Annotated in this window: 21 protein-coding genes and 2 pseudogenes; 9 read left to right on the top strand and 14 right to left on the bottom strand. The window is 71.3% G+C overall.

Annotated elements, in window-relative coordinates; genetic code table 11:
• The first annotated feature begins 177 nt into the window (after window positions 1-177).
• Window positions 178-432 (top strand): hypothetical protein, encoded by a 255-nt coding sequence (locus tag WBK50_RS05370; RefSeq protein WP_341334522.1) that lies wholly within the window; start codon window positions 178-180, stop codon window positions 430-432.
• A 289-nt stretch (window positions 433-721) separates the two neighbouring features.
• Here the strand turns inward: WBK50_RS05370 and WBK50_RS05365 are convergent, their stop codons facing one another.
• Window positions 722-967 carry a hypothetical protein gene (locus tag WBK50_RS05365; protein ID WP_341334521.1) on the bottom strand — a complete coding sequence of 82 codons (246 nt, stop codon included), beginning with the start codon at window positions 965-967 and terminating at the stop codon, window positions 722-724.
• Window positions 968-1197: 230 nt separating this feature from the next.
• Here WBK50_RS05365 and WBK50_RS05360 point away from each other — a divergent pair, with 230 nt between their 5' ends.
• From WBK50_RS05360 to WBK50_RS05340, 5 genes are read left to right on the top strand one after another with little or no spacing between them, the layout of a single operon-like run.
• Entirely contained in the window at window positions 1198-1710 is a 513-nt protein-coding gene (locus WBK50_RS05360) for a cytochrome P450 (protein ID WP_341334520.1), read from the top strand.
• On the top strand, window positions 1707-3089 hold the full coding sequence (locus WBK50_RS05355; protein WP_341334519.1) for an MFS transporter: 1383 nt from the start codon (window positions 1707-1709) through the stop codon (window positions 3087-3089). The genes WBK50_RS05360 and WBK50_RS05355 overlap by 4 nt, the downstream gene beginning before the upstream one ends.
• A gap of 26 nt (window positions 3090-3115) precedes the next feature.
• Window positions 3116-3904, top strand: a complete 789-nt coding sequence (locus WBK50_RS05350; RefSeq protein WP_341334518.1) for an SDR family NAD(P)-dependent oxidoreductase — start codon at window positions 3116-3118, stop codon at window positions 3902-3904.
• The gene (locus tag WBK50_RS05345) at window positions 3901-5250 is read left to right on the top strand and encodes a UbiD family decarboxylase (RefSeq protein ID WP_341334517.1); all 1350 of its coding nucleotides are present in this window, start codon (window positions 3901-3903) and stop codon (window positions 5248-5250) included. The genes WBK50_RS05350 and WBK50_RS05345 overlap by 4 nt, the downstream gene beginning before the upstream one ends.
• Window positions 5250-5846, top strand: a complete 597-nt coding sequence (locus WBK50_RS05340) for a UbiX family flavin prenyltransferase (protein WP_341334516.1) — start codon at window positions 5250-5252, stop codon at window positions 5844-5846. The genes WBK50_RS05345 and WBK50_RS05340 overlap by 1 nt, the downstream gene beginning before the upstream one ends.
• 24 nt (window positions 5847-5870) lie before the next feature.
• Here the strand turns inward: WBK50_RS05340 and WBK50_RS05335 are convergent, their stop codons facing one another.
• From WBK50_RS05335 to WBK50_RS05315, 5 genes are all read right to left on the bottom strand, one after another.
• Window positions 5871-6278 carry a hypothetical protein gene (locus WBK50_RS05335; RefSeq protein ID WP_341334515.1) on the bottom strand — a complete coding sequence of 136 codons (408 nt, stop codon included), beginning with the start codon at window positions 6276-6278 and terminating at the stop codon, window positions 5871-5873.
• A 259-nt stretch (window positions 6279-6537) separates the two neighbouring features.
• On the bottom strand, window positions 6538-7605 hold the full coding sequence (locus WBK50_RS05330) for an AI-2E family transporter (protein ID WP_341334514.1): 1068 nt from the start codon (window positions 7603-7605) through the stop codon (window positions 6538-6540).
• A gap of 301 nt (window positions 7606-7906) precedes the next feature.
• Window positions 7907-8479, bottom strand: a complete 573-nt coding sequence (locus WBK50_RS05325) for a potassium channel family protein (protein WP_341334513.1) — start codon at window positions 8477-8479, stop codon at window positions 7907-7909.
• A 130-nt stretch (window positions 8480-8609) separates the two neighbouring features.
• A complete protein-coding gene (locus tag WBK50_RS05320) occupies window positions 8610-9509 on the bottom strand; it encodes an FUSC family protein (protein ID WP_341339303.1) in 900 nt (299 codons plus the stop codon).
• A 404-nt stretch (window positions 9510-9913) separates the two neighbouring features.
• On the bottom strand, window positions 9914-10567 hold the full coding sequence (locus tag WBK50_RS05315; RefSeq protein WP_341334512.1) for a DUF1269 domain-containing protein: 654 nt from the start codon (window positions 10565-10567) through the stop codon (window positions 9914-9916).
• A gap of 299 nt (window positions 10568-10866) precedes the next feature.
• On the opposite strand from WBK50_RS05315, the pseudogene WBK50_RS05310 reads away from it, so the two are divergent.
• The 3 genes and pseudogenes from WBK50_RS05310 to WBK50_RS05305 all read left to right on the top strand — a co-directional run.
• Window positions 10867-11569: pseudogene (locus WBK50_RS05310) on the top strand (IS701 family transposase); the annotation flags it as partial.
• Between the two features lie 114 nt (window positions 11570-11683).
• A pseudogene (locus WBK50_RS34945) lies at window positions 11684-11995 on the top strand (DUF5602 domain-containing protein); the annotation flags it as partial.
• Between the two features lie 221 nt (window positions 11996-12216).
• Window positions 12217-12504, top strand: coding sequence for a hypothetical protein (locus WBK50_RS05305; protein ID WP_341334510.1), 288 nt, complete (start codon window positions 12217-12219; stop codon window positions 12502-12504).
• Window positions 12505-12519: 15 nt separating this feature from the next.
• Here WBK50_RS05305 and WBK50_RS05300 read toward each other — a convergent pair whose 3' ends face one another.
• The 8 genes from WBK50_RS05300 to WBK50_RS05265 all read right to left on the bottom strand — a co-directional run bounded on the left by WBK50_RS05300 (window position 12520) and on the right by WBK50_RS05265 (window position 23545).
• On the bottom strand, window positions 12520-13440 hold the full coding sequence (locus WBK50_RS05300; protein WP_341334509.1) for a LysR family transcriptional regulator: 921 nt from the start codon (window positions 13438-13440) through the stop codon (window positions 12520-12522).
• A 28-nt stretch (window positions 13441-13468) separates the two neighbouring features.
• Window positions 13469-15190, bottom strand: a complete 1722-nt coding sequence (locus tag WBK50_RS05295) for an acyclic terpene utilization AtuA family protein (RefSeq protein ID WP_341334508.1) — start codon at window positions 15188-15190, stop codon at window positions 13469-13471.
• Entirely contained in the window at window positions 15187-15993 is an 807-nt protein-coding gene (locus WBK50_RS05290) for a TIGR03084 family metal-binding protein (RefSeq protein ID WP_341334507.1), read from the bottom strand. The genes WBK50_RS05295 and WBK50_RS05290 overlap by 4 nt, the downstream gene beginning before the upstream one ends.
• A gap of 3 nt (window positions 15994-15996) precedes the next feature.
• Window positions 15997-16752, bottom strand: a complete 756-nt coding sequence (locus tag WBK50_RS05285; RefSeq protein ID WP_445942340.1) for an enoyl-CoA hydratase/isomerase family protein — start codon at window positions 16750-16752, stop codon at window positions 15997-15999.
• A gap of 5 nt (window positions 16753-16757) precedes the next feature.
• On the bottom strand, window positions 16758-18263 hold the full coding sequence (locus WBK50_RS05280) for a class I adenylate-forming enzyme family protein (RefSeq protein WP_341334505.1): 1506 nt from the start codon (window positions 18261-18263) through the stop codon (window positions 16758-16760).
• 115 nt (window positions 18264-18378) lie between these two features.
• A complete protein-coding gene (locus WBK50_RS05275) occupies window positions 18379-20352 on the bottom strand; it encodes an ATP-binding protein (protein WP_341334504.1) in 1974 nt (657 codons plus the stop codon).
• A 5-nt stretch (window positions 20353-20357) separates the two neighbouring features.
• Window positions 20358-21956 carry an acyl-CoA carboxylase subunit beta gene (locus WBK50_RS05270; RefSeq protein ID WP_341334503.1) on the bottom strand — a complete coding sequence of 533 codons (1599 nt, stop codon included), beginning with the start codon at window positions 21954-21956 and terminating at the stop codon, window positions 20358-20360.
• Window positions 21944-23545: a long-chain-fatty-acid--CoA ligase gene (locus WBK50_RS05265; RefSeq protein ID WP_341334502.1), complete on the bottom strand. Its 1602-nt coding sequence runs from the start codon at window positions 23543-23545 to the stop codon at window positions 21944-21946. The genes WBK50_RS05270 and WBK50_RS05265 overlap by 13 nt, the downstream gene beginning before the upstream one ends.
• Between the last annotated feature and the right edge of the window lie 8 nt (window positions 23546-23553).

Below are 23553 nucleotides of genomic sequence, written 5' to 3'. Positions count from 1 at the left end.
ACTCGGCAGGCCCAGGACCCCGACTCGCGGAAACCACCACCCTCGACCCCGCGAGTCGGGGTCCGAAGCCGCGCGAGTCGGGGTCTGAAGCCGCGCGAGTCGGGGTCCGAAGCCGCGCGAGTCGGGGTCTCGGGCCGAACCGCGTGTAGCCGAGGACCCGAGGGGCACCCCTGCGGGATGGGTAACGAGGATCCGATCGAGGACGTCGTCGAGCAGCAGCAGCCGGTGGTGCCGGGCGACGACGAGCCGGTCGACGAGAGCGAGCTGGACGTCAGCATCCCGCTGGAGGCGGATCCGGCGGACGTCGCCGAGGACATCGAGGACCTGATCGTCTCCGTCCCGCCCGAGGCACCGCCGCCGGAGGCCGACCCGGCCGACGTCGCGGAGCAGTGGCGCACCGCAGCGGAGGCGGACCTCGACCCCGACGAGTGACCGGCTATCAGTGGCATAGCCAGTTGCCGATCGACCCGTGGCGACCCGCGTCACAGACTCGTGCGCACACAGCGACGCGTCGAGAAGAGGCAACGGTGCCCGACAGCAGGCCGAGCACGACCATCCCGGAATTCGATCCGCACGACCCGGGGTTGTCCCCCGACCGTGCCTACGAGGTCTACGGCGAGCTCCGTGAGCGCTGCCCGGTGGCGCACGGCGAGCGGCACGGCGGGTACTGGGCGGTGTCGCGCTACGAGGACGTCCGCGCCGTCGCCCTCGACCACGGGACCTACTCCTCCACCGGTGGGGTGTACGTACCGGCCGTCTCGGACAGCCGGTTCCCGCCGATCGACCACGATCCGCCCGAGCACGCCGGTTTCCGCGCCCTGATCGCGCCGCTGACCAGCGGTGCAGCGGCCAAGGCGATGGAGCCGAAGATCCAGGCCACCGTCGACCGGCTCGTCGACGCGTTCGCCGACCGCGGCCGCGCGGAGCTGGTGGCCGAGCTGTCCACGCCGGTGCCGCTCGACGTCATCACCCAGCTCTACGACCTCGGCCCGGAGCAGGCCGCGGACATCCGCACCTACTCCGAGGAGTTCCTGGAGCACGCGGGCGGGCCCAGGGGCCGCGAGATCATCGACCGGGTCTGCAAGTACTGGATCTCGCTGTTCGAGGCCCGCCGGGCGGAGCCGAAGGACGACTTCCTGACCGGGCTCGTCGAGGCCAACCGGGAAGCTCGGCGCGACCGACGACGAGCTCGCGAACATGATGTTCATCCTGACCTACGCGGGGCACGACTCGACCGCGCTCGGGCTGAGCAACACCCTGCTCTACCTCGCCGAGCACCCGGACGTGCAGCAGCGGCTGGTCGACGAGCCGAAGCTGGTGCCGTCGATGATCGACGAGATCCTGCGCTTCGAGACGCCGCTGCACTGGTTCCCCCGGCAGCTGACGACCGACGCCTGCCTGGCCGGGCAGCAGCTGAAGGCCGGTGAGCGGGTGCTGCTGCTGTTCGCCTCGGCCAACCGGGACCCCGACGCGTTCGACCGGGCCGACGAGGTCGTCATCGACCGGCGTCCCAACCGGCACCTCGCGTTCGGCGCGGGCATCCACACCTGCCCGGGGATGGCGCTGGCCAAGCTGGAGATCAAGATCGCGGTCGAGACCGTGCTGCGGCGGATCCCGGGCTTCCGGGTGGACGGGGAGGTCGAGCGGACCGACCCGCTCGAGGGCGGAGGGCGCCACCTCGGTGTGCGCAGGCTGCCGGTGACGTGGTGAGCGCCGCCGTGCCGGGCATCCCGGTCCCCAGCCCGAAGCAGATGATCACCGCGGGCACCGCGTCGGCCGTGGGGTTCGCCTTCGACCTGTTCGACCTGTTCATCCTGCTCTACGTCGCCTCGACGATCGGGCCGCTGTTCTTCCCCAGCTCCAGTCCCACCCTGACGCTGGCGGCGACGTTCGCGTCGTTCGGCGTGAGCCTGGTGATGCGCCCCCTCGGCGGCGCCGTGTTCGGCCGCTACGCCGACAAGCACGGGCGACGCCGCTGCATGGTCGTCACCGTCGGCGGCGTCGGCCTGGCCACCGCCGTCATGGGCGCGCTGCCGACCTTCGAGACCGTCGGGGTCGTCGCGCCGATCGTGTTCGTCGCGCTGCGGCTGGTGCAGGGCCTGTTCGTGGGCGGCGTCGTCGCCTCGACCCACACGCTGGGCACCGAGACCGTGCCGCAGCGCTGGCGCGGCCTGGTCTCCGGCCTGGTCGGCGGCGGGGGTGCCGGACTCGGCGCGGTCATCGCGTCGCTGGTGTTCCTCGGCGTCTCCGCGGCCTTCCCCGGTCCCGCGTTCGACGCGTGGGGATGGCGGGTCATGTTCTTCACCGGCCTGCTCGCGTCCCTGCTCAGCCTGGCGCTTTTCCGGGTGCTCGAGGAGTCACCGGTGTGGGTCGCGGCCGCCAAGGACGCCGCCGAGGCGCGCGAACCCGCGCGGGCCCGGGACCTGCTGAGCGCGACCACCACCCGCACGCTCATCGCGAGCATCGCGCTGGTGATCGGTGCCGGCGCCCAGTACTACCTGACCTCGGGCTACCTCCCGACGTTCCTCGCCCAGATCAACGAGCTCGCGACCGGTCCGCGCGGGGTGCTGCTGGTGTGGACGAGCCTGGCGATCCTGCCGATCGCGCTGCTGACCGGGCACCTCTCGGAGCGCTACGGGCGCCGCCCGGTGTTCCTGACGATCGGCGTGGTCAACCTGTTCGCGCTGCCGCTGCTGGTCACCGGCATGGCCGGCCTCGGGCCTGACGACACGGGCACCCTGCTCGTCTACGGGTTGCTGCTGACCGTGCTCGCGAACGCGTCCTACGCCGCGGTCCCGATCTTCCTCAACGAGCTGTTCCCGACCCGGCTGCGGGCCACTGCGACCGCGCTGATCTGGAACGGCGGCTTCGCGATCGGCGGGCTGACCACGACCTTCGTCAGCCTGGCCAGCCCCACCGTGGCCGACATCCCGGGCCGGCTGGCGATCTTCCTCGGCGCCGTCGTGGCGCTGTTCCTGATCGGCGCGCTGTTCGTGCCCGAGACCCGCGGCGCGCTGGACCGTGAGGAGCCGGCGCACGGCTCGGACCGAGCACCGGCCACGCCGCCCGCCCCCGCCGACCGGGCCTGAGCCCACCCCGAAAGGACCTCCATTCCATGAGCACCGAGAACGGCCACTCCGAGCACCGGGGCCGCACCGTCGTCGTCACCGGCGCCGGCGGCGGGATCGGCGGCGACTACGTGGCCGCGTTCGCCGCGGCGGGCGCGGACGTCGTCGCCACGGACGTGGCCGCCGCGACCGACACCGGCACCGCGCTGGCCGAGAAGATCACGGCCGCCGGCGGCGGGCGGGTCGTGTTCGTCGCCGCCGACGTCACCTCCGACGACGACTGGGGACGCGTCGTCGACACCGCCCGCAGCGAGTTCGGCCGGATCGACGCGCTGGTCAACAACGCCGCGATCTACCAGGGCCTGGGCGGCAAGAAGCACCTCACCGAGCTGACGAACGACGAGTGGGACCGGGTGCTCACCGTCAACGTGCGCGGCACCTGGCAGGCCATCAAGGCGGTCGCCCCGGTGATGCGCGAGGGCGGCGGCGGCCGGATCGTCAACATCTCCTCCACCGTCGCCCGGATGGGCGCGCCCGGGTTCGCGCACTACGTCGCCTCCAAGGCCGCCGTCGACGGGCTCACCCGGGCTGCGGCGCGCGAGCTGGGCGGCGACACCATCACCGTCAACGGGGTCGCCCCCGGCCTGGTCAGCGACGACGCCAGCCGCGTCCTGAACACCGGCGACTACATCGCGATGGCCGCCAAGGGTCGCGCGCTCGGCCGCGAGATGGCGCCCGACGACCTGGTCGGTGCCGTGCTGTGGCTGGCGTCGCCGTCGAGCGGGTTCGTGACCGGGCAGACCGTGGTGGTCGACGGCGGCGGGGTGTTCACGTGACGGACCTGCGCTCCTGGCTGGGCATGCTCGACTCCCGGGGCGAGCTCGTCCGGCTGAAGGCCCCGATCGGCCCGGACCAGGACGTCGCCGCGGTCCTGGAACGGGCCGACGGCCGACGCGCGGTCCACTTCGACGACGTCGAGGGCGCGGAGTTCCCGCTGGTGGGCAACACCGTGCCGGGCCGCGAGCACCTCGGGCTCGCGCTGGGCTGCGACCCGCACGACGTCGCGGACCGGTTCGCCGCCGCGCTCGACGACCCGGCGCCCTGCCCGCAGGTCGAGCCGGCGGACGCGCCGGTGCTCGCGAACCGCCTCACCGGCGACCGGCTGCTGTCCGCGCTGCCGCTCACCCGGCAGCACTCCCGGGACGGAGGCCTCTACCTGACCTCGGCGCTGGTCGTGGTGCGGGACCCGGCGAGCGGCCGGATGAACCTGTCGATCAACCGGCTGCAGGCCGCGGGCGAACGGGAGCTGCGCGCGCTGCTGCTGCCCGGACGTCTGCGCCGGATCTTCACCGAGGCCGAGGCGGCGGGCCGCGACCTCGACGTCGCGCTCGTCGTCGGGGTGCACCCGGCGCTGGTCCTGGCCAGCCAGTCGCCGGCGGACCGGGAGCTGGACGACTACGGCGTGGCGAACGCGCTGGCTCCCGAGCCGATCGAGCTGGTGGCGGCGCCGACCGTCGACGCGCTCGTCCCCGCGCGGGCCGAGTTCGTGCTGGAGGGCCGGTTCCGGGCCGGTCGCCGCGAGGCCGAGGGGCCCTTCGGCGAGTACCCGCGCACCTACGGCCCGGGCGGCCCGGCGCCGGTGATCGAGCTGCTCGAGGGGTGGCACCGCGACGACGCGGTGTTCCAGACGATCCTCTCCGGCGGCCGCGAGCATTTCTACGCGGGCGGCGTCCCGCGCGAGGCGGCCTGCATGCGGGCGCTGCGCCGGGCCGGTCTCGACGTGGCCGGGCTGCGGCTGCCCGAGTCCGGGTCCTGCCGGCTGTCCGCGGTCGTGGCGCTGCGGAACCCGGCGCCCGGGGCGGCGAGTACGGCGATGATGACGCTGTTCCTCACCGCGTCGACGATCAAGCAGGTCACCGTGGTCGATGACGACGTGGACGTGCTCGACGACGAGCAGGTCGGCTGGGCCGTCGCCACCCGCGTGCAGGCCGACCGGGACCTGCTCGTCGTGCCGAACGCGAAGGGCAGCAGCCTGGACCCGTCGGCCGACGGCGCGCTCACCGCCAAGCTCGGGATCGACGCGACCGTCCCGTCCGCCGACCGCGACCGCTATCGGCAGATGCGGGTGGAGCCGGCGGACCCCGAGCGCGTGCGCGGGCACCTGGCGGAGCTGGGGCTGTAGTGCGCCGGATCATCATCGCGATCACCGGGGCGTCCGGGGCGGTCTACGGCATCCGGGCCCTGGAGCTGCTGGGCGGGATCCCGGACGTCGAGACGCACCTGGTCATGACGAAGGCCGCGCGGGCCACCATCGGCTACGAGACCGACCGCAGCGTCGCCGAGGTCCGGGCGCTCGCCGACGTCGTGCACTCGGAGAACGACCTCGGCGCCTCCATCTCCAGCGGCTCGTTCCGGACCGCGGGGATGCTCGTCGCGCCGTGCAGCGTCAAGACGCTGTCGGGCATCGCGTCGAGCTACGACGAGTCGCTGGTGGTCCGGGCCGCGGACGTGGTGCTCAAGGAGCGCCGGCGGCTGGTCCTGCTGCTGCGCGAGACCCCGCTGCACGCCGGGCACCTGCGGCTGATGTCCGACGTGACCGCGTCCGGCGCGATCGTGATGCCGCCGGTGCCGGCGTTCTACACGCGGCCGGCGAGCGTCGCGGACATCGTGGACCACACGGTGGGCCGAGCGCTGGACCTGCTCGACGTCGACACCGACGCGGTGCAGCGCTGGACCGGGGACCGCGGCCCGGACGAGGGCACCCTGCACCGGATCTAGTACTCCAGCCGTAGATCGTTATGATCATGCACGGGTGGCTTTCTGACGCTGGTAGTAGCTGGAGCGTGCGCGGTACTGATGACGACGGCGCCAGCTCGACCAGGCAGCGGCGCAGGCGATCGCTCGGCCAGGCTCGATGACGAAGATGGCGAGCAGGCGGCGGATCTCGTTGCAGGTCAGCGCGATCAACCCGGCCGGGCCGGGCCGATCGATGTGCTCGCGGGCTGCGATCACCGCGAGCAGGGCGTGGGCGAGCATCGCGAACATCGTCCAGCGCCGCCAGGAAGTCCAGCGCCGGAGCTGATGCTCGTCCAGCCCGGCCAAGCCCTTGCCGGCCTGGAACGACTCCTCGACCGTCCAACGGCGGCCAGCGACGCGGACCAGCTCACGCAGCGGGACCAGGTGCGGGCTGTAGCAGCGGTAGAACGCCACATATCGTCTCGCGGCTGGCGTGCATCACCTCACCCGCGGCGGGTGACCCTCCGAATTGGCCGAGCTGAACTTTCGAACGGTCCGTGCAGCGGGACGAGATGACACGGACCGTGCCGGCCGAGTGCGCTCGACGTCGATGTCACGCAGCCGGACGGGGCGCGTGCGTTTCCTCGACGCTGTGGCGGTCAGAGCGATGCTGACGCCCTCGCCGACCGCACCGCGCACGCTCGACTGATGGATCGGGCTCCGCCCGGCGTGGTCAGGTTGATGCGGGCGTCGGGTCGGTGGAGGGTGGTGGCGCGTGGCGGCGCTGGCGGCGCGACTTCTTCGTGGGCGCGGACGGGTCGGGGTCCTTGGCCGAGGATCGCAGCAGCACCTCGGCCCATCGGGCCTGTGGGTCGACGTCCACAAGGATCGCCTTGCACATCAGTGTGAGCGGGATGGCCAGGATCGCGCCGAGCGCGCCCAGCAGCCATGCCCAAAACACCAGGGCGACGAACGTGATCGTCATCGACAGCCCGACCGCGTCACCGATGAAACGCGGCTGGATGATCGACTGCACCACGAAGTTGATCGCCGCGTACACGATGATGACGATCAGCATCAGCCGCGGGCCGCCGGTCAGCAGCCCGAGTAGTGCGGGCGGCACGACACCGATGATGAACCCGACGTTCGGGATGTAGTTCGTGATGAACGCCAGCACGCCCCAGGTGACCGCCAACGGGATACCCATGATCCCCAGTGCGACGGAGTCCAGCACTGCCACGATGAACCCGAACACCGTGGTCACCAGCAGGTACTGGCGGGTGCCCCAGGCGGAATGGTTGAGCGCCTCAATGATCTTCGGTCGGTCCTTGGCGATTGACGCGAATCGGTCATCCATGCCCCCGGACTCGGCACTGAGGAACAAGAGGAGCGCCAGCAGGAACACGAAGTTGGTCGCCAGTCCGGCGACGCTGCTCAGCAGCGACCCGAGCACTCCGGCTAGCTTTCCGAGGTCCAGCGAGCTCGCCGCCAGCCGCAGCTGCTCGGGGCCGACGCCCAGCGCGGTGAGCTGGGCCGTCGCGGAAGCCACGAGGGCGTTGGCTGTCGACGCGTACTTCGGCAGCTCGGTCGCGAGTTGGGCGACGGAAAAGATGATCACCAGCGCGAGAGTGAACAGGATCGCGTAGACGAGAACGACCACCACGAGGCTGGTGGCCCATCCGGGCCAGCCGTGACGCCGTAGCCAGCCTTGCACTGGCGTCACACCGATCACGATGACCAGCGCCATGAACGCTGGTCCGAGCAGCCAGGCGGTGGCCTGCACGCCGGCGAGGACCACCACCGTCGATGCCGCTCCGATGAGGAGGATAAGCGCTCGCGGTATACCCCATCGGCGAGGGGCCGCGGCCTCAGCAAGCGACACAGGGATGGTTTGGACAGCGTCGGGTTCGGGATTTGGAATAGTCATGCATAGACGGTAGGCCCGGCCCTCGGAGGCGGGGTCGCCCGTGCGGGGTGAAGAGTGGTCTCCGGGGTCGGAGGAATGCAGCCAAGGGTCGGGATAACATCAACTGCGACGAAAATGGGCCCTCTCTTGGAGGCGTTTCGAGTCGAGTTTCAGCTTGAGACAGAATGGCCTGCGCTCACTCGCTCGCATTTCGGCTTTCGTTCTCCGCCGCCTCGTTCTTGCGCCTCTTCTGCGCGACGTCGACCGCACCTATCAGGATCTTGGCGATCACCCCGACCGCGAACAGGTCGATGATCATCTGAATCATGGTGAGGATCCGTGCCACGTCGCTGCGAGGGGCGATGTCGCCGAAACCGACGGTGGCGAACACGGTGAGGGTGAAGTAGAGCGAGTCGGTTCGGCTGAGCATCTCGCTGAAGCTGTCCGGGTCTGCATTCGCGATCAGGACGTAGATCGCGGCGAACAGCAGTAGGAGCACCGGCAGCCCGGTCGCAACCGCCTGGATCGCACGTAGGCGGGGGACCTCGGAGGCGATGATCGCCCGCGTGTGATAGCCGATGATGGCGGCGAAGACCGCGAGCCCCAGCGCGAATCCGATCCAAGTGACAGCGTCGAGCGGCCGGTTCAATGGGGCCAGGTAGTAGACGACGACCAGCAGCGCCGCTGATACGGCGGCCTTCAGCAGCGTTGCGTTCAGCATGCGCTTCTGGGCCGCAGGGCTCAGTTCGTCGACTCGGTTCCTCGTCATCGGTCTCGCTCCGTTCCCCGGCCGTCACCGGGCCTGCATCGTCCTGGGTGGCTACAGCGCAGTTCGGGGGCGTCCGGGGACGGGTTCTGGGCCGATCGCTGTCCGAGGTTGGTGTGTTGGTGTCATTTCGTCATTCGGCTGTGACGGCGTCGTTGTCTGGTTTGTCCCTCGGCCAGAGCAGGTACATCGACGCGAGGGCCATTGCGCAGCCCAGCAGGGTGTCGAGCAGGCGGTGTGCGGCCCAGGCGCCCAGGTCTCCCGCGGGCCCCGCGACAAGCAGTACGGCGCCCATCGCGGACAACGCGGCCGCCGGCAAGGGATAGGTCGGCTTGTAGGCGATGCCGACGAGCAAGAACAGGATCGCCGCCGTGAACAGCACACCCGCGGCGCTGACCAGGCCGAGCACGGAGAGGACCAGCATGCCGACGATGGTGCTGACCACCCGCGTGGCTGCGACGCCGACCGTGGGCTTTCCGGTCGGCAGCAACACCGCGAATGCGGCGATGAAGATCCAGAGCGAGTCATGGTCGAGCGTGCGCTGGTAGACGAACATGCCGATCGCGAGGGGGATTGCCCTTCGTACCCCGTCGCGGGTGTGCTCGTCGAACGACCTCAGTGATGCCCACATCGGCCCCCACGGTGCGGGGATGTCCGGGCCGGTGCTGGTGCCGGCCCGGCGGTTTCGCACCATGGCACCGACCGTCGCCACGACCAAGCCGCCCACGGCCCCGAGAACCACCCGCGAGGCCCCGGACAGCACCGACACGTCCGGCACCAACCCCACCGTTGCGGCGCAGACGACCGTCAACACGAACCCGATCCCTCCCAGCATCCCCAACACCGCACCGGCCGGTCCGGCGGTGGCAACGGCCGAGGTCAGGATCGCCACCGCGGCCATCGCGACGGCCGCCCACCACGGATGGCCGGTGACGACGAACGCCGCGAACACGACGATGAGCCCAGCCGCCGCCGCGAGCGAGGCGAGCCGCAACGAAACCTTCGTCGGGCCGGTCGATCCCGCCGCGGCCACCAAGAGGCCGGTGAGCCCGGCCAGGACCGCACCCTTCTGCGGAGTCAGCACCGCACCCAACGCGGCGCCGACCACCAGACCCGCCACGGCGTACAACACGGGCCGCCACATCGGTGGGGCCCCGGTCGAGGCGAACCAGCGACGCCAACCATGCGTGGCGGTCGTCATCGCCTGCAACACCGACCGTCGGTGGCAGGCGGAACGTCGCCGGGCCGGCGGAGCGGCCGCACGGCCACGGCTGGTTCCCCGGCGGAGGCCCGCAGGAGCGCCTCGAACCATGCGGCGTGCAGGTCGACGACGCCGGCTGCGGGCCCTTCCGCGGATGCGATCGAATCGATCGTCATGGCTCCCCGCTACCTACGCCCTCGGCGCCCGTGCCCATCACACCGAACGGCTACGGGGTTCTAGGTCGTCGCGGGCGGAGTGTCCGTCGCTGCGGCCTTGACCTGGTTCGCGCTGTTCGGGTCGACCTGTTCCTTGGTGACGTTCGTGGCGTGGGGAAGGGCGTCGTCGACGGCGGTGGCCCACTGCTCCTCGAACATCGCCACGATGCCCGAGCTGTTGAGCGGCAACGTGTCCTCGACCTCGGCCTTGATCGCCTTCTTCTCGGCGTGCGACATCAGCCCGCCCACACCTCCACCGACGCCGGCGCCGACCAGCGCGCCGGCCAGCAGCGACGGCGGGAAGATCAGGCCGACGACCGCACCGCCGACAGCACCCCAGGCTGCGCCCTTGCGGGCCGTATGGAAGTCGTCATCGACATGGATCTTGCCGTCGGAACGGCGGCTGACAAGGATCAGCCCGTCGACCGCGATCACATCGTCGGCGGCGAGCTGCTTGATGGCGTCCCAGTCGCCTCGAGCTGCGTCGGGATCCCCGTACGCTGCGATATAGAGATCGACAGGCGCATCTGTTGCCGATGCCATGAGACTCTCCCGCTTTTCTGGCGACCGGCGCACGACCGGTCGCGCGTTCTGAACCTGGCCGCCTGTGTCGGGCGACGGGCCACGCGACCCGCTGATGCATTTTTGCCGACTTGCCGGTCCGTCGACTTGCACGCGCGGCAGCCCGACCGAAACCCTGGAACCAATTACCGATCCCGTTTGCGTATTCCGATACAGTCGGGTACTCATTTGCGTGTGCCGGCTGTGACGCAGCGCCACAACCAGTCTGATCGAATCAGGCGCCGCGTCCCTTTCCGGGTAACGAGGTTGCCGGGCGGTCGTGGGACCCTGCTGCAAGTGAAGATCGGACGCATCACCCGTTTTGGGTGATGCGCCGGCGGATCACGCAACGATCCTTTTCCTGGTAGCAATCTTCGGTCTGCTCTGGGGTGGGAGTACTAGGGAGACATGCCACCGAGCTCGAAGCCCGCCGGGTCGGCTACGTGCTGGCCATCGGCTGTGACCGCCGGGTCCCGACCGCGGCCGGGCTGCTCCGCGCTGACAAGCTCACCGCCGGCCTGCCGAAACGGGCCTGGCAGCGGCTCTCGGCCGGAGCTGGCGCGAAGGGCGAGCGCTACTACGACTGGGCGCTGGTCACCCTCACCCCTCCCGAGGGCATCTCGCCCGAGGACACCAAGTGCTGGTGGCTGCTGGTGCGCCGCCACCGTCACACCGGTGAGCTGGCGTTCTACCGCTGCTACAGCCCGCACCTGGTCCCGCTGCGTGAGCTGGTCCGCGTCGCTGGCCGCCGTTGGACGGTCGAGGAGTCGTTCCAGGCCGGCAAGGGCTTGGCCGGGCTGGACGAGCATCAGCTCCGGCGCTGGACTTCCTGGCGGCGCTGGACGATGTTCGCGATGCTCGCCCACGCCCTGCTCGCGGTGATCGCAGCCCGCGAGCACATCGATCGGCCCGGCCCGGCCGGGTTGATCGCGCTGACCTGCAACGAGATCCGCCGCCTGCTCGCCATCTTCGTCATCGAGCCTGGCCGAGCGATCGCCTGCGCCGCTGCCTGGTCGAGCTGGCGCCGTCGTCATCAGTACCGCGCACGCTCCAGCTACTACCAGCGTCAGAAAGCCACCCGTGCATGATCATAACGATCAACGGCTGGAGTACTAGTCTCCGGAGTCCGGTCCCGCTCGGATTCTGCGGATACAGCGGCGCGGAACAGTTGTGGCGAGGAACGGTGGGGAGGATGCTGTGCGAACTCAGGCCCCGGAAAGGGGAAGAATTATGCACACTCACCGACTCCGCCGCGGTACGGGACTCGCTCTCGCCGCCTGTACGGCTCTCCTTCTCTCCGCGTGCAGTGGCGAGAGCGCAGCATCGGACAAGAGCGGCACCTTCTTCGGCCCGTCCCAGAACCTCGGGAACGGCACCGTCAAGACCTACACCACACTCGACGCCGGGGGAAACCCCACCGAGGTCGGCGTGCGAATGACCGCCGGCGCCCTGGACGGACTGCCTGAGACGACCACCGATCCCCCGCACACGCTGATGCTCGCCTTCCCCGATCAGGCGGCGGCGACCGCGTTCGACCACGTCATGCTCAACTGGAACCCCCAGGGACACGTCCCCGTCGCCCTGTTCGCCGATCCGCATTTCGACGTGCACTTCGACATGGCCGATATGGCGACGATGCAGGCCATCAACCCGACCGACCCGAACTTCGCCACCAAGGCCGAACATGCACCCGAGGCGAAGTACGTGCCGCAGGATTACGTCGTTCCCCCGAGCCCGCCGTTGCCGCGCAAGCCGTACCGGGAATGGGAGTGCATCTGGTCGACTCCAGCGACACCAGTCTCGTACCTGGTTCCTACAACTTCGAGCAGATCCTCATCAACGGCACCTGGGACGGCCGCTACACCTTCATCGAGCCGATGGTCACACGCGAGTGGCTGCAGACCAATCCGAATTTGCGGCAGGAGCTCAAACAGCCTCAGGCATTTCAGAAGACCGGGTACTACCCGACCAGCTACGGCGTCCACGTCGACGAGCAGACGAAGGACTACGTCATCTCCCTCGCCGGCCTGACGATGCGCACCGCCTCGTAGGTCGGGCAGAACCTCCTAGGCTCCGTCGGCCCCGGGGCCGCCCGACCGGCCCCGGCCGGAGTCCAGCAGGACCTTGCGGAACGCGGCGACGGGCGGCGAGGCGAGCGCGCTGTCCCGCCACACCACGCCGAGCTCCCGCACCGCCGCCTCGTCGCGCACCGCGACGGCGGGCCCGTCGCCCGCTGCCAGCCGGGGCAGCAGCGCCACGCCCATCCCGGCCCGCACCATGCCGTGCACGATGCTCAGCTGCCCGGTCTCCAGCACCACCCGCGGGAGGAAGCCGGCGTCGGTGCACAGCCGGTCGGCGAACTCGCGCAGGCCGTAGCCGGGCCGCATGCCGACGAAGTCCTCGTCTGCGAGCTCGGCGAGGTCCACCCCGTCGCGGTCGTGCAGCGGGTGGTCCGCAGGCACGAGCAGCACCACCGGCTCCCGGACCAGCACCTCGGCGGCCAGGCCGCGCAGCGTCGTCGGCAACCGGGTCATGGCCAGGTCCAGCTCGCCGGAGCGGACGAGCTCCTCGAACTCCCGGGACACGTCGTGCTCGACCACCCGCACGGTGACGCCCGGGTGCGCCTCGCGGAACGCGGCCAGCACGTCGGGCAGGAGCCGGGCGCCGATGCTGGGCAGCACGCCCACCGAGACGCGGCCGCCGCGCAGCCCGTTGACCTCCTCGACGCGCTCCCGGCCGCGGTCGAGCTCGCCGAGTGCGCGGACGGCGTGCTCCAGCAGCACGTCACCGGCGGCGGTGAGCACGACCCGCCGCCCGGTCCGCTCGAACAACCGGGCGCCGACGTCCTGCTCGAGCTTGCGGATCTGCACCGACAGCGAGGGCTGGGCGAGGAACAGCCGGGAGGCGGCCCGGGTGAAGCTGCGTTCCTCGGCGACGGCGACGAAGTAGCGCAGCTGGTGCAGCTCCATCGCCACCATCTCCTCCATACCGTCCGTTTCGGACCGTATCGAGAGGCTACCCGGGTATCAGGTCGATCGGAACCTCCACCAGCCTGCTGCGCAGGTACTCGCCCAGGCCCTTCGCCTGCGGGTCGGGCCGCGTCGACGACGCGACGCCCTCGCCGAGGATCCCGTGCACGACGACGTTGAGGGCCCGCAGGTTGGGCAGCTCGTGGACGTCCAACCGCAGGTCCGCGGCCTCGGGCCCGAGCAGCTCCCGGGCCCGCTCGACGGTCAGGAACTCCCGCAGCCAGCCGTAGGCCTCGTCGGTGCGGGTCCAGAGCCCGATGTTCGCGTTCCCGCCCTTGTCCCCGGACCGCGCCCCGCACACCGCGCCCAGCGGGACCTTCCTGCTCACCGCCCCCTGTGCGCGGGGAACCTCGCCAGAACGAGGTTTCACCCGCACAGGGGCGTCCGACGTGGGCGGATCCGGGATCGTGCGGCGCTCGCCGTCGGGCAGCACGACGGTCTGCGTGACCGCCGAGCGCGGGACCGCGGCCGGGCGGTAGACGCCGTAGGCGGACTCCGCGGTCGGCGGCGTCGTCGTGTGGAACCCCGCGTACCCGCCGAGCGCCAGCTCCATCGTCGCGTTGGAGAACGCGCGGCCGACCTTGCGCGGGTCCGGGTCCTTCACCGTGACCCGCAGGTGGGCGGTGGCCCGCTCGTTCGACGGGGCGTCGGGGGTGTCGAACCGCAACAGCCGGACGTCCACCTCGGCGAAGCGGTCCCGCCCGCCGAGGACCTCGAAGAGCAGCTGCTCGGCGTGGGCGGCCTTGGCCTCGAGGTCGAGCCCGGTGAGCACGAGCGTCATCGTGTTCCGGTAGCCGCCGGCGTCGTTCAGAGCGACCTTCAGCGTCTCCGGCGGCGGGCTCCCCCGCACCCCGGAGATCGACACCCGGTGCTCACCCTCGTGCGCCAGCGCGATCGTGTCGAAATGGGTCGTGCAGTCCGGGCCGAGGTAGGCGGGACCCGCGATCTCGTAGAGCAGCTGGGCGGTGACGGTCCCGACGGACACCAGCCCGCCCGTCCCGTCGTGCTTGGTGATCACGGACGAGCCGTCGGCCGCGACCTCCGCGATCGGGAAGCCCGGGTACCGGCGGTCGGTGATCTCGTCGAGGAACGGGTAGTTGCCGCCGGTGGCCTGCGGCCCGCACTCGATCACGTGCCCGGCGACGACGGCGCCCGCCAGCGCGTCCCAGTCCGTCGCCCCCCAGCCGTGCCACCACGCCGCCGGCCCGACGACGAGCGACGCGTCCGTCACCCGCCCGGTCACGACGACGTCCGCACCGGCCGCGAGGGCCTGCGCGATGCCCCACCCGCCGAGGTAGGCGTTGGCGGACACCGGCTTACCGACCACCTCAGGGGTGATCGCGGAGAGCGAACCACGCAGGTCGTCGCCCTCGACGTGCGCGACCTTCGCGTCCAGACCCAGCTTCTCCGCGACGGCCCGGATCGCGTCGGCGAGCCCGGCCGGGTTCAGCCCGCCCGCGTTCGCGACGATCCGGATTCCGTTGTCCAGGCAGCTGCCGAGCACGTCCTCGACCTGGGTCAGGAACGTCTTCGCGTAGCCCACCGACGGGTCCTTGGCCTGGGCCTTCGCGAGGATGAGCATGGTCAGCTCGGCGAGGTAGTCCCCGCAGAGGACGTCGATGCCGCCGCCGTCGACCATCTCCCGGGCCGCGGAGATCCGGTCGCCGTAGAACCCCGAGCAGTTGCCGATCCTGATCGGGCGGGTCATGCGGTCCCTCCGGAGAACTGTCCCGGCCTGCGCCCCGCTCCGGCGTCACCGGCGAAGGCCTGCGCGATGCTCATCCACTCGGTCGCCCGCGGACCGGTGATCGTGAGCGCCAGGTCGTCCCGGTGCCGGCGCTGGGTGACGGCGAGGGCGAAGTCCAGCGCGGTGCCCGTCACCCGGTCCTCGGCGTCCTCCGGCCCCCAGGTCCAGAGCCCGCCGCCCGGGGCGTCGAGCTCCACCCGGATCGGCTCCGGAGGCAGGTCCTTCCCGCGGACCGCGTAGCTGAAGGGCCGCGCGCCGACGCCGATGTGTGCGACGTGGCGCAGCCGGTCCGTCGGCTCGCGAAGCACGCCGACGGTGTCCGCGACGTCCTGCCCGTGGGCCCAGGTCTCCATGATCCGCGCGGTCAGCGACGACGCCGCGCTCATCGCCGGGCCGAACCACGGCACCCGGGTCGACGGGTCGAGCCCACGGAACGTGCCGATCAGGCGCTCCCGGGACAGGTCGAACCAGTGCAGCATCTCGGCGCCCGACAAGCCGCGGTACCGGGCGGCGATCGAGTCGGGGTTCACCCCGCCCTCGGCGTTCAGCCGTTCCAGCTCCGCGTCGAACGCGTCCGGGTCCGTCGCGGACTGCACCGCGACGTCGTCGAAGTAGGCCAGGTGCGAGACCTGGTCGGCGATCGTCCAGCCCTCCGCGGGGGTCTCCCGCCGCCAGCCGTGCTCGTCGAGATCGGCCAGCAGCGCGCGCAGCACTTCGGACTCGGCGGCGAGGTCGTCCGCGAGGGACTCCATCGACACGGGCATGAGCTATCTCCCCTTCCAGACCGGCGTGCGCTTGTCCCGGAACGCCGCCGGGCCCTCCTGCGCGTCGGCCGAGCGATACACCGGCGCCCAGATCTCCTCGGCGCGGTCGTAGGCGTCGGCGAGATCGTGGTGCGCGGACAGGTAGGCGGTCTGTTTGGCGGCGCGGACCGAGAGCGGCGCGTTGGCGGCGATCCGCCGGGCGAGCGACTGCGTGTGGTCCCGCAGGTCGCAGGCGTGGACGACGTGGTTGACGAGTCCGTACGCCTTCGCCCGGGCCGCGTCCAGTGGGTCCCCGGTCAGCAGGATCTCCAATGCGACCCGCGGCGGCACGAGCCAGGACAGCGGCGCGGCCCACGGCGACCCCCGGCCGACCTTGACCTCGCTGATCGCGAACCGCGCGTGGTCCGACGCGACGACGAGGTCGCACTGCTGGGCGAGCAGGAACCCGCCCGCGTAGGCGACGCCGTTGACGGCCGCGATCGTCGGTTTCGGCACGTCGATGTTGCGGCCGAACTGGGGCAGGAAGTCCGGCGGCGGGACCTCCAGGGAGGTCTCGGCCATCTCCTTGAGGTCCCCGCCCGCGCAGAACGCCTTGTCCCCCGCGCCGGTGACGACGAGGACCGCGGCGTCGTCGTCGGCGACGAACCGGCGGGTGCCCGCCCAGAGCCCTTCCCGGACGTCCTTGCTGAGCGCGTTGCGGGCCTCGGGGCGGTCGATCGTCAGCCAGGCGATCCCGTCGGTCACCTCGTAGCGCACCACGTCACTCACGGGAACATCCTCCGCAGCTCGGGCCGGTTCAGCTTGCCGCTCCCGGTGCGCGGCAACGCGTCCACGACCTCGATCCGGCGGGGCCGATGCATCCCGCGCAGGTTCGGATTGGTCGCGCACCACTCGGCCACCTCGTCCGGGGTGAGACCTTCCCGCGTCGGCACGACGACGGCGGTCACCTGCTCGACCCAGCGGTCGTGCGGCGTGCCGATCACGGCGACCTCGGCCAGGTCCGGGTGGTCCGCGAGGTGCTCCTCGACCATCTGCGGGAAGATGTTCTCCCCGCCCGAGACGATCATGTCGTCGATCCGGTCGACGTAGTACAGGTAGCCATCGGCGTCCCGGGACATCAGGTCACCGGTGCGGAACCAGCCGTCCACCCACTTCTCCGGCACGTCGAGGTGCCAGTACCCGGGGGTGACGGCGTCGCCCTGCACCCACAGCTCCCCGACGTCGGTCGATCCGGGTTCCAGGTCGTCACCGCCGTCCGGCGGCACGAGCCGGGTGCGGACCACCTGTTCCAGCGGCTTGCCCATCGAGTCCGGCCGCCGCGGGTCCCCGACGGCGTAGGACACGACGAGCCCGCTCTGCTCGGTCTGCCCGTAGATCTCGACGCCCTCGATCCCGGTCCCCGCGGCGAGGCGCTCGATCGCCGCCGTCGGCGTCCGGGAACCCCCGAACATGCAGACCCGGAAGGAGTCGAGCACGACCGGCGACCCGACCGTCCGGTTGCCGACGTCGATCATCATCGTGGAGATGAGGCCGCCGTAGGTCGGCCGCAGGCGCTTCGCGAGATCCAGCCAGCGCAGCGGGTCCCACCGCGGCATGAACGTGATCTGCCCGCCGCGCAGCAGGACCGGCAGGCTCGCCAGCTGCAGCCCGCCGACGTGGAAGAGCGGCATGCAGTTCAGCACGTGGTCGGCCGCGGTGATCTTGTAGAGGTCGACGACGCCGTCGACCTGCGCAGTGATGTTCCGGTGGGTCTGCCGGACGCCCTTGGGCACGCCGGTGGAGCCGGAGGTGTACATCAGCAGGGCGTCGTCCCGGTCCAGCCGGGGGACGACGTCGCGCCGCGGATCGTGGGCGGCGATCGCCTGCTCGAACCCGCCCCCCGGTCCCGTCGTCAGGATCTCGACGCCGGACCCGGCACCGTCCAGGACGGACTCGAGCCGCGCCACGTCGCCCGGGAGCGCGAGCACACGCGTGGCACCGGAGTCCAGGATCGCGTGCCGCAGCGGGCCGTCGGGGAAGAGATGGTTCAGCGGGACGCCGACCCCGCCGGCCTGCCACACCCCGAGCAGGGCGGGCAGGTAGTCGAGGGTGTTCGGCAGGAAGAACCCGATCCGGTCCCCCGGCGCGACGCCCACCGCGCGCAGATGGGCGGCGAACCGGCCGCCGATGTCCGCGAAGTGGCCGTAGCCGATCTCGGTGTCGTCCAGCCGCAACGCGACCTGTCCCGCATGGTCCGCGGCGCTGCGCCGCAGGAGGTTCGCGATGTTCATACCCGGCTACCGCCCACACTGTGATCCGCTCGCCCGGCCTCGTCGCCGGAACGCCTCGAACCCTGCCACCGCGGGCGCGGAGCGCAAGGCCACCACCCGCTCCCGGACGTCACGCTCACCCCTCCGGCTCCTCGACGACGGCCAGCACCTGACCGGTGTCGACCTGGTCCCCCGGACCGACGTTCATCTCGGCCACCGTCCCGTCGACGGGCGCGGTCACCGTGTGCTCCATCTTCATCGCCTCCAGGACGACGAGCGCCTGCCCCGCGGTGACGGCCGCGCCGGCCTCGGCCAGCACCCGGACCACCGACCCCGGCATCGGGGCCAGCAGCGATCCGGCGTGGGCGACGGCGTTCGGGTCGGCGAAGCGCGGGACCTCGGCGAGCGCCGCGGACCCGTCCGGACCGTCCACGAAGGACCAACCCGGGATCCGGTGCACCGCGTAGGCCCGGCGCACCCCGTCGATCTCCAGCTCGACGGCGTCGGGGCTCGCGGACAGCAGCGCGACGGACCCGCCGAGCGGCTCGCCGTCGACCCGCAGGTCCAGGCCGCGGCCGTGGAGGTTGAGCCGGTAGGCGACCTCGAGGGTCCGCTCCCCCAGCGTGTAGCTCACCCGCTGCGGCGCCCCGCCGACGTTGCGCCAGCCCGACGGCAGCCCGCCGAGGACGCGCGCCGACGCCCGGTTGCCGGCCTGGGCGGCGAGCGCGGCCGCGGCGGCCTGCCGGACGCCACCCCCGGCCGCGGCGCCGAGCTCGGCCGGGTCGTGCCGGGTGAGGTAGCCCGTGTCCGTCCGCCCGGCGAGGAACTCCTCCTCGCGCAGGATGCCGACGAGCAGGTCCCGGTTCGTCGTGACGCCGTGCAGCTCGGCCTGCCGCAGCGCGCGGGCCAGGGTCCGGGCGGCGTCGAGCCGGGTGCGGCCGTGCGCGATCACCTTCGCCAGCATCGGGTCGTAGTGGGTCCCGACGACCGAGCCGTCGACGACGCCGCTGTCGACGCGGACACCGGGGAGGTCCGGTATCCGGAAGCGGTGCAGGGTGCCGGTGGCGGGCAGGAACCCGGCCGGGACGTCTTCCGCGTAGAGCCGGACCTCGATCGCGTGCCCGGAGATCTCCGCCCCGGTCACGGACTCCGGCAGCGGTTCCCCCTCGGCCATCCGCAGCTGCAGCTCCACCAGGTCCAGCCCCGTGACCAGCTCGGTGACCGGGTGCTCGACCTGCAGCCGGGTGTTGACCTCGAGGAAGAAGAACTTGCCGTCCTGGTCCAGCACGAACTCGACGGTCCCGGCGCCGGAGTAGGCGATCGCCTTGCCCGCGGCGACGGCGGCCTCCCCCAGCTCGGCCCGCAACGCGTCGTCGACGACCGGGGACGGGCTCTCCTCGACGATCTTCTGGTACCGCCGCTGGATCGAGCACTCCCGCTCGAAGAGCGCCGCGACGTCGCCGTGCGCGTCGCCGAGGATCTGCACCTCGACGTGCCGCGGGTCGACGACGAACCGCTCCAGGAAGACCGTCCCGTCGCCGAACGCGGAGGCGGCCTCGCGCCGGGCGCCGTCCACGGCGTCGGCCAGCTCGGCGGGCGTGTGCACGACCCGCATGCCGCGCCCGCCGCCGCCGAACGCGGCCTTGACCAGCACCGGGAACCCGATCTCCGCGGCGACGGCCCCGAGGTCCGTCTCCTCGGTCACGGTCGCGCCCGGCAGCACCGGGACCCCGGCCTTCTCCATCAGCGCCTTGGCCTCCAGCTTGGAGCCCATGGACGCGATGGCCTCCGGCGACGGCCCGACGAACGTCAGCCCCGCCTCGGCGCAGTCCCGCGCGAACTGCGCGTTCTCGGACAGGAACCCGTACCCGGGGTGCACCGCGTCCGCACCCGTCGCCTTCGCGGCGGCGATCACCAGGTCGGCCCGGAGGTAGGTGTCCGTCGGGGCGGCACCGGGGAGCCGCACCGCCTCGTCGGCGACCGAGACGAAGGGGGCGTCGGCGTCGGGGTCGGAGAAGACGGCGACGGTCGAGATCCCGAGGGCGTGCGCGGTGCGCATGACGCGGGCGGCGATCTCCCCGCGGTTCGCGACCAGCAGTTTGTGGATCACGGTCCTCACATCCGGAAGACGCCGAAGCCGCGGCGGCCGGCGACGGTGGTCGAGTGGACAGCCGAGAGCGACATCCCCAGCACGGTGCGGGTGTCCCGCGGGTCGATGATCCCGTCGTCGTAGAGCCGGGCGGTGACGTAGAACGAGTGCGACTCCGCCTCGATCTGCGCCTCGATCTGCGCGGTCCGCCGCGCGTCCGCATCGTCGTCGAAGGGCTTGCCCTGCGACGCCGCGGAGGCCTTCCCGACGATCGACATGACGCCGGCGAGCTGGGCCGCGCCCATCACCGCGAGCTTGGCGCCGGGCCAGGCGAACATGAGCCGCGGGTCGTAGGCGCGCCCGGACATGCCGTAGTTGCCCGCCCCGAACGACGACGCCATGTTGATCGTCAGGTGCGGGACCTGGCTGTTCGTGACGGCGTTGATCATCTTGGCGCCGTCCTTGATGATCCCGCCCTGCTCGTAGTCCGTGCCGACCATGTAGCCGGTGGTGTTCTGCAGGAAGATCAGCGGCGTGTCCGTCTGGTTCGCCAGCAGGATGAACTCGGACGCCTTCTTGGCCTCCTCGCTGAACAGCACCCCGCGGTGGTTGGCGAGCACGCCGACCGGATAGCCGTGGATCTGCGCCCAGCCGGTGACCAGCGACGTCCCGTAGAGCGGCTTGTACTCGTCGAAGTCCGAGCCGTCGACGGTGCGCGCGAGGATCTCCCGCGGGTCGAACGGGACCTTCGTGTCCGTGGGGACGATGCCGAGGATCTCGTCCGGGTCGTAGCGCGGCGGCTCCGGGTTCGCCAGCGGCGCGGGCCCGAGCTTGTGCCAGTTGATCCGGGACATGATCTCCCGGCCCAGCCGGATGGCGTCGTGCTCGTCCGCGGCGAAGTAGTCGCTCAGCCCGGACACCCGGGAGTGCATCTCGGCCCCGCCGAGGGACTCGTCGTCCGCGTCCTCGCCGGTTGCCATCTTGACCAGCGGCGGACCACCGAGGAACACCTTGGCCTGCTTGTCCACCAACACCGCGTAGTCGCACATGCCCGGGACGTACGCGCCGCCGGCCGTCGAGTTGCCGAACACCAGGGCGACGGTCGGGATCGCCATCGAGGAGAGCTCGGCGAGCTCGTGGAAGATCCGCCCGGCGGGCACGAACAGGTCCGCCTGGGTGGGTAGGTCCGCGCCGCCGGACTCCACGAGGTTGATCACCGGGAGCCGGTTGATCCGGGCGATCTCCAACGCGCGCAGCGTCTTCTTCAGCGAGTACGGGTTCATCGCCCCGCCGCGGACCGTGGGGTCGTGCGCGATGAGCACGCACTCCACCCCGGACACGACGCCGATCCCGGTGATCTCGCTGGCACCCACGGCGAACTCGGTGCCCCACGCGGCCAGCGGGGAGAGCTCCAGGAACGGGCTGTCCGGGTCCAGCAGCAGCTCGACGCGCTCGCGGGCGGGCAGCTTCCCGCGGTCCCGGTGCCGCTTCATGTAGCGCTCGCCGCCGCCGGCGATGGCCAGCTCGAGCTGCTCGTTGAGCTGGTCGAGCACCGCGAGCTGGTTCTTCCGGTTGCTCGCGTACGTCTCCGAGGAGAGATCGAGCAGGGACTTCAGGACCGGCATGTCAGGAGCTGCCCGTAGTGCGCCGCGTTCGCCTCGCGGACCAGGTTCTTCTGGATCTTCCCGGTGGAGGTCCGCGGGAGGTCGTCGGTGACGATCACGGACTTCGGGACCTTGTAGCCGTCGAGCCGCTGCTTGAGCGCCGCGATCAACGCGTCCGGGTCGACGCTCTCGCCCGGCTTCGGCACGACGACGGCGGTGATCGCCTCGCTCCACCGCTCGTGCGGCAGCCCGACCACCACGACCTCCGCCACGGACGGGTCGGCCGCGTAGACCGCCTTCTCGACCTCGATCGACGCCACGTTCTCGCCGCCGGTCTTGATCACGTCCTTGTAGCGGTCCGCGAACCAGAGCACGCCGTCGGCGTCGAACCGGCCGACGTCGCCGGAGTGGAACCAGCCGTGGGCGAACGCCGCCGCGGTGGCGTCGGGGTTGCGCAGGTACCCCTGCATGGTCGACGGGCCGCGGTAGACGATCTCGCCCTGCTCGCCCTGCGGGAGCAGCTGCCCGTCCGGGCCCATGATCCCGACCTGGACGCCGGTGATCGGCGTGCCGACCGCGCCGATGTGCGTGAGCTGATGCTCGGGGCGGAACAGCGTGGTCACCGGGCTCATCTCGGTCTGGCCGAAGAGCAGCGCGAAGTCGCAGGCGAAGCCTTCCAGGCAGGCCCGGATCAACGCGTCCGGCATCGGTGCCATCGCATAGACGGCGCGCTTGAGCGACGAGAGGTCCCGCCCCGCGAACGACGGGTGGTCCAGGGCCGCGCGGAACATCATCGGCAGCCCGAAGACCTGCGTGATCCGCTCCCGCTCGATCGTGTCCAGGAAGACCCGCGGGTCGAAGCCGCGGAGCACGTGGATCGTGGCACCGACCATGACCGCGGGCGTGCAGAACGCGTTGAGCTGGGCGGTGTGGAACATCGGCATCATCGCCGTGAACCGGTCCGCCGCGCTCCAGCCACCCTCCAGCGCCCCGGACATCGAGCCCAGGTAGATCGCCTTGTGCGTGCCGACGACGCCCTTCGGGAACGACGTGGTGCCGGACGTGTAGAGGTAGCTGAGCCCGTCGGTGTCGTCGACGATGCACTCGGGTTCCGACGCCTCGTCGGCCAGCAGCTCCTCGGTGGTGGACCAGTGCCGGTCCGCGGGTTCCGCCGGGTACTCCGCGTGCGTCCCCGGCGCGACGATCACGTCCTCGACGTCCGAGACCTTCGCGACGGCCTCGCTCATCGCCGGGACGAGCTGGCTCTCCACGACCATCCCGCGGGCCTCGGAGTGCCCGAGAACGTAGGCCACCTCGTCCGGCCGCCAGCCGAGGTTGATCGGCACGCAGACGACCCCGAGCTTGGCGCACGCGTAGTAGACGGCGAGGAACTCGGCGCTGTTCGCCGAGGCCAGCGCCAGTGCGTCCCCGCGGGAGTAGCCGCGCCCGGCGAGGCCGTGCGCGAGCCGGTTGACCCAGGCGTTGAACTCGCCGTACGTCCAGCGCCGGTCCCCGTCGACCACCGCGAGCTGCGCGGGCCGGACGGCGGCGGTGCGGGTCAGCGAGTCCCCGATGTTGATCCGCTGGATGAGGTTCTCGTTCAGGTCCATGACGGTCT

The organism is Pseudonocardia sp. T1-2H (assembly GCF_038039215.1).
Taxonomy (GTDB): Bacteria; Actinomycetota; Actinomycetes; order Mycobacteriales; family Pseudonocardiaceae; genus Pseudonocardia.
This window is presented reverse-complemented; position numbering and strand designations above follow the sequence as displayed.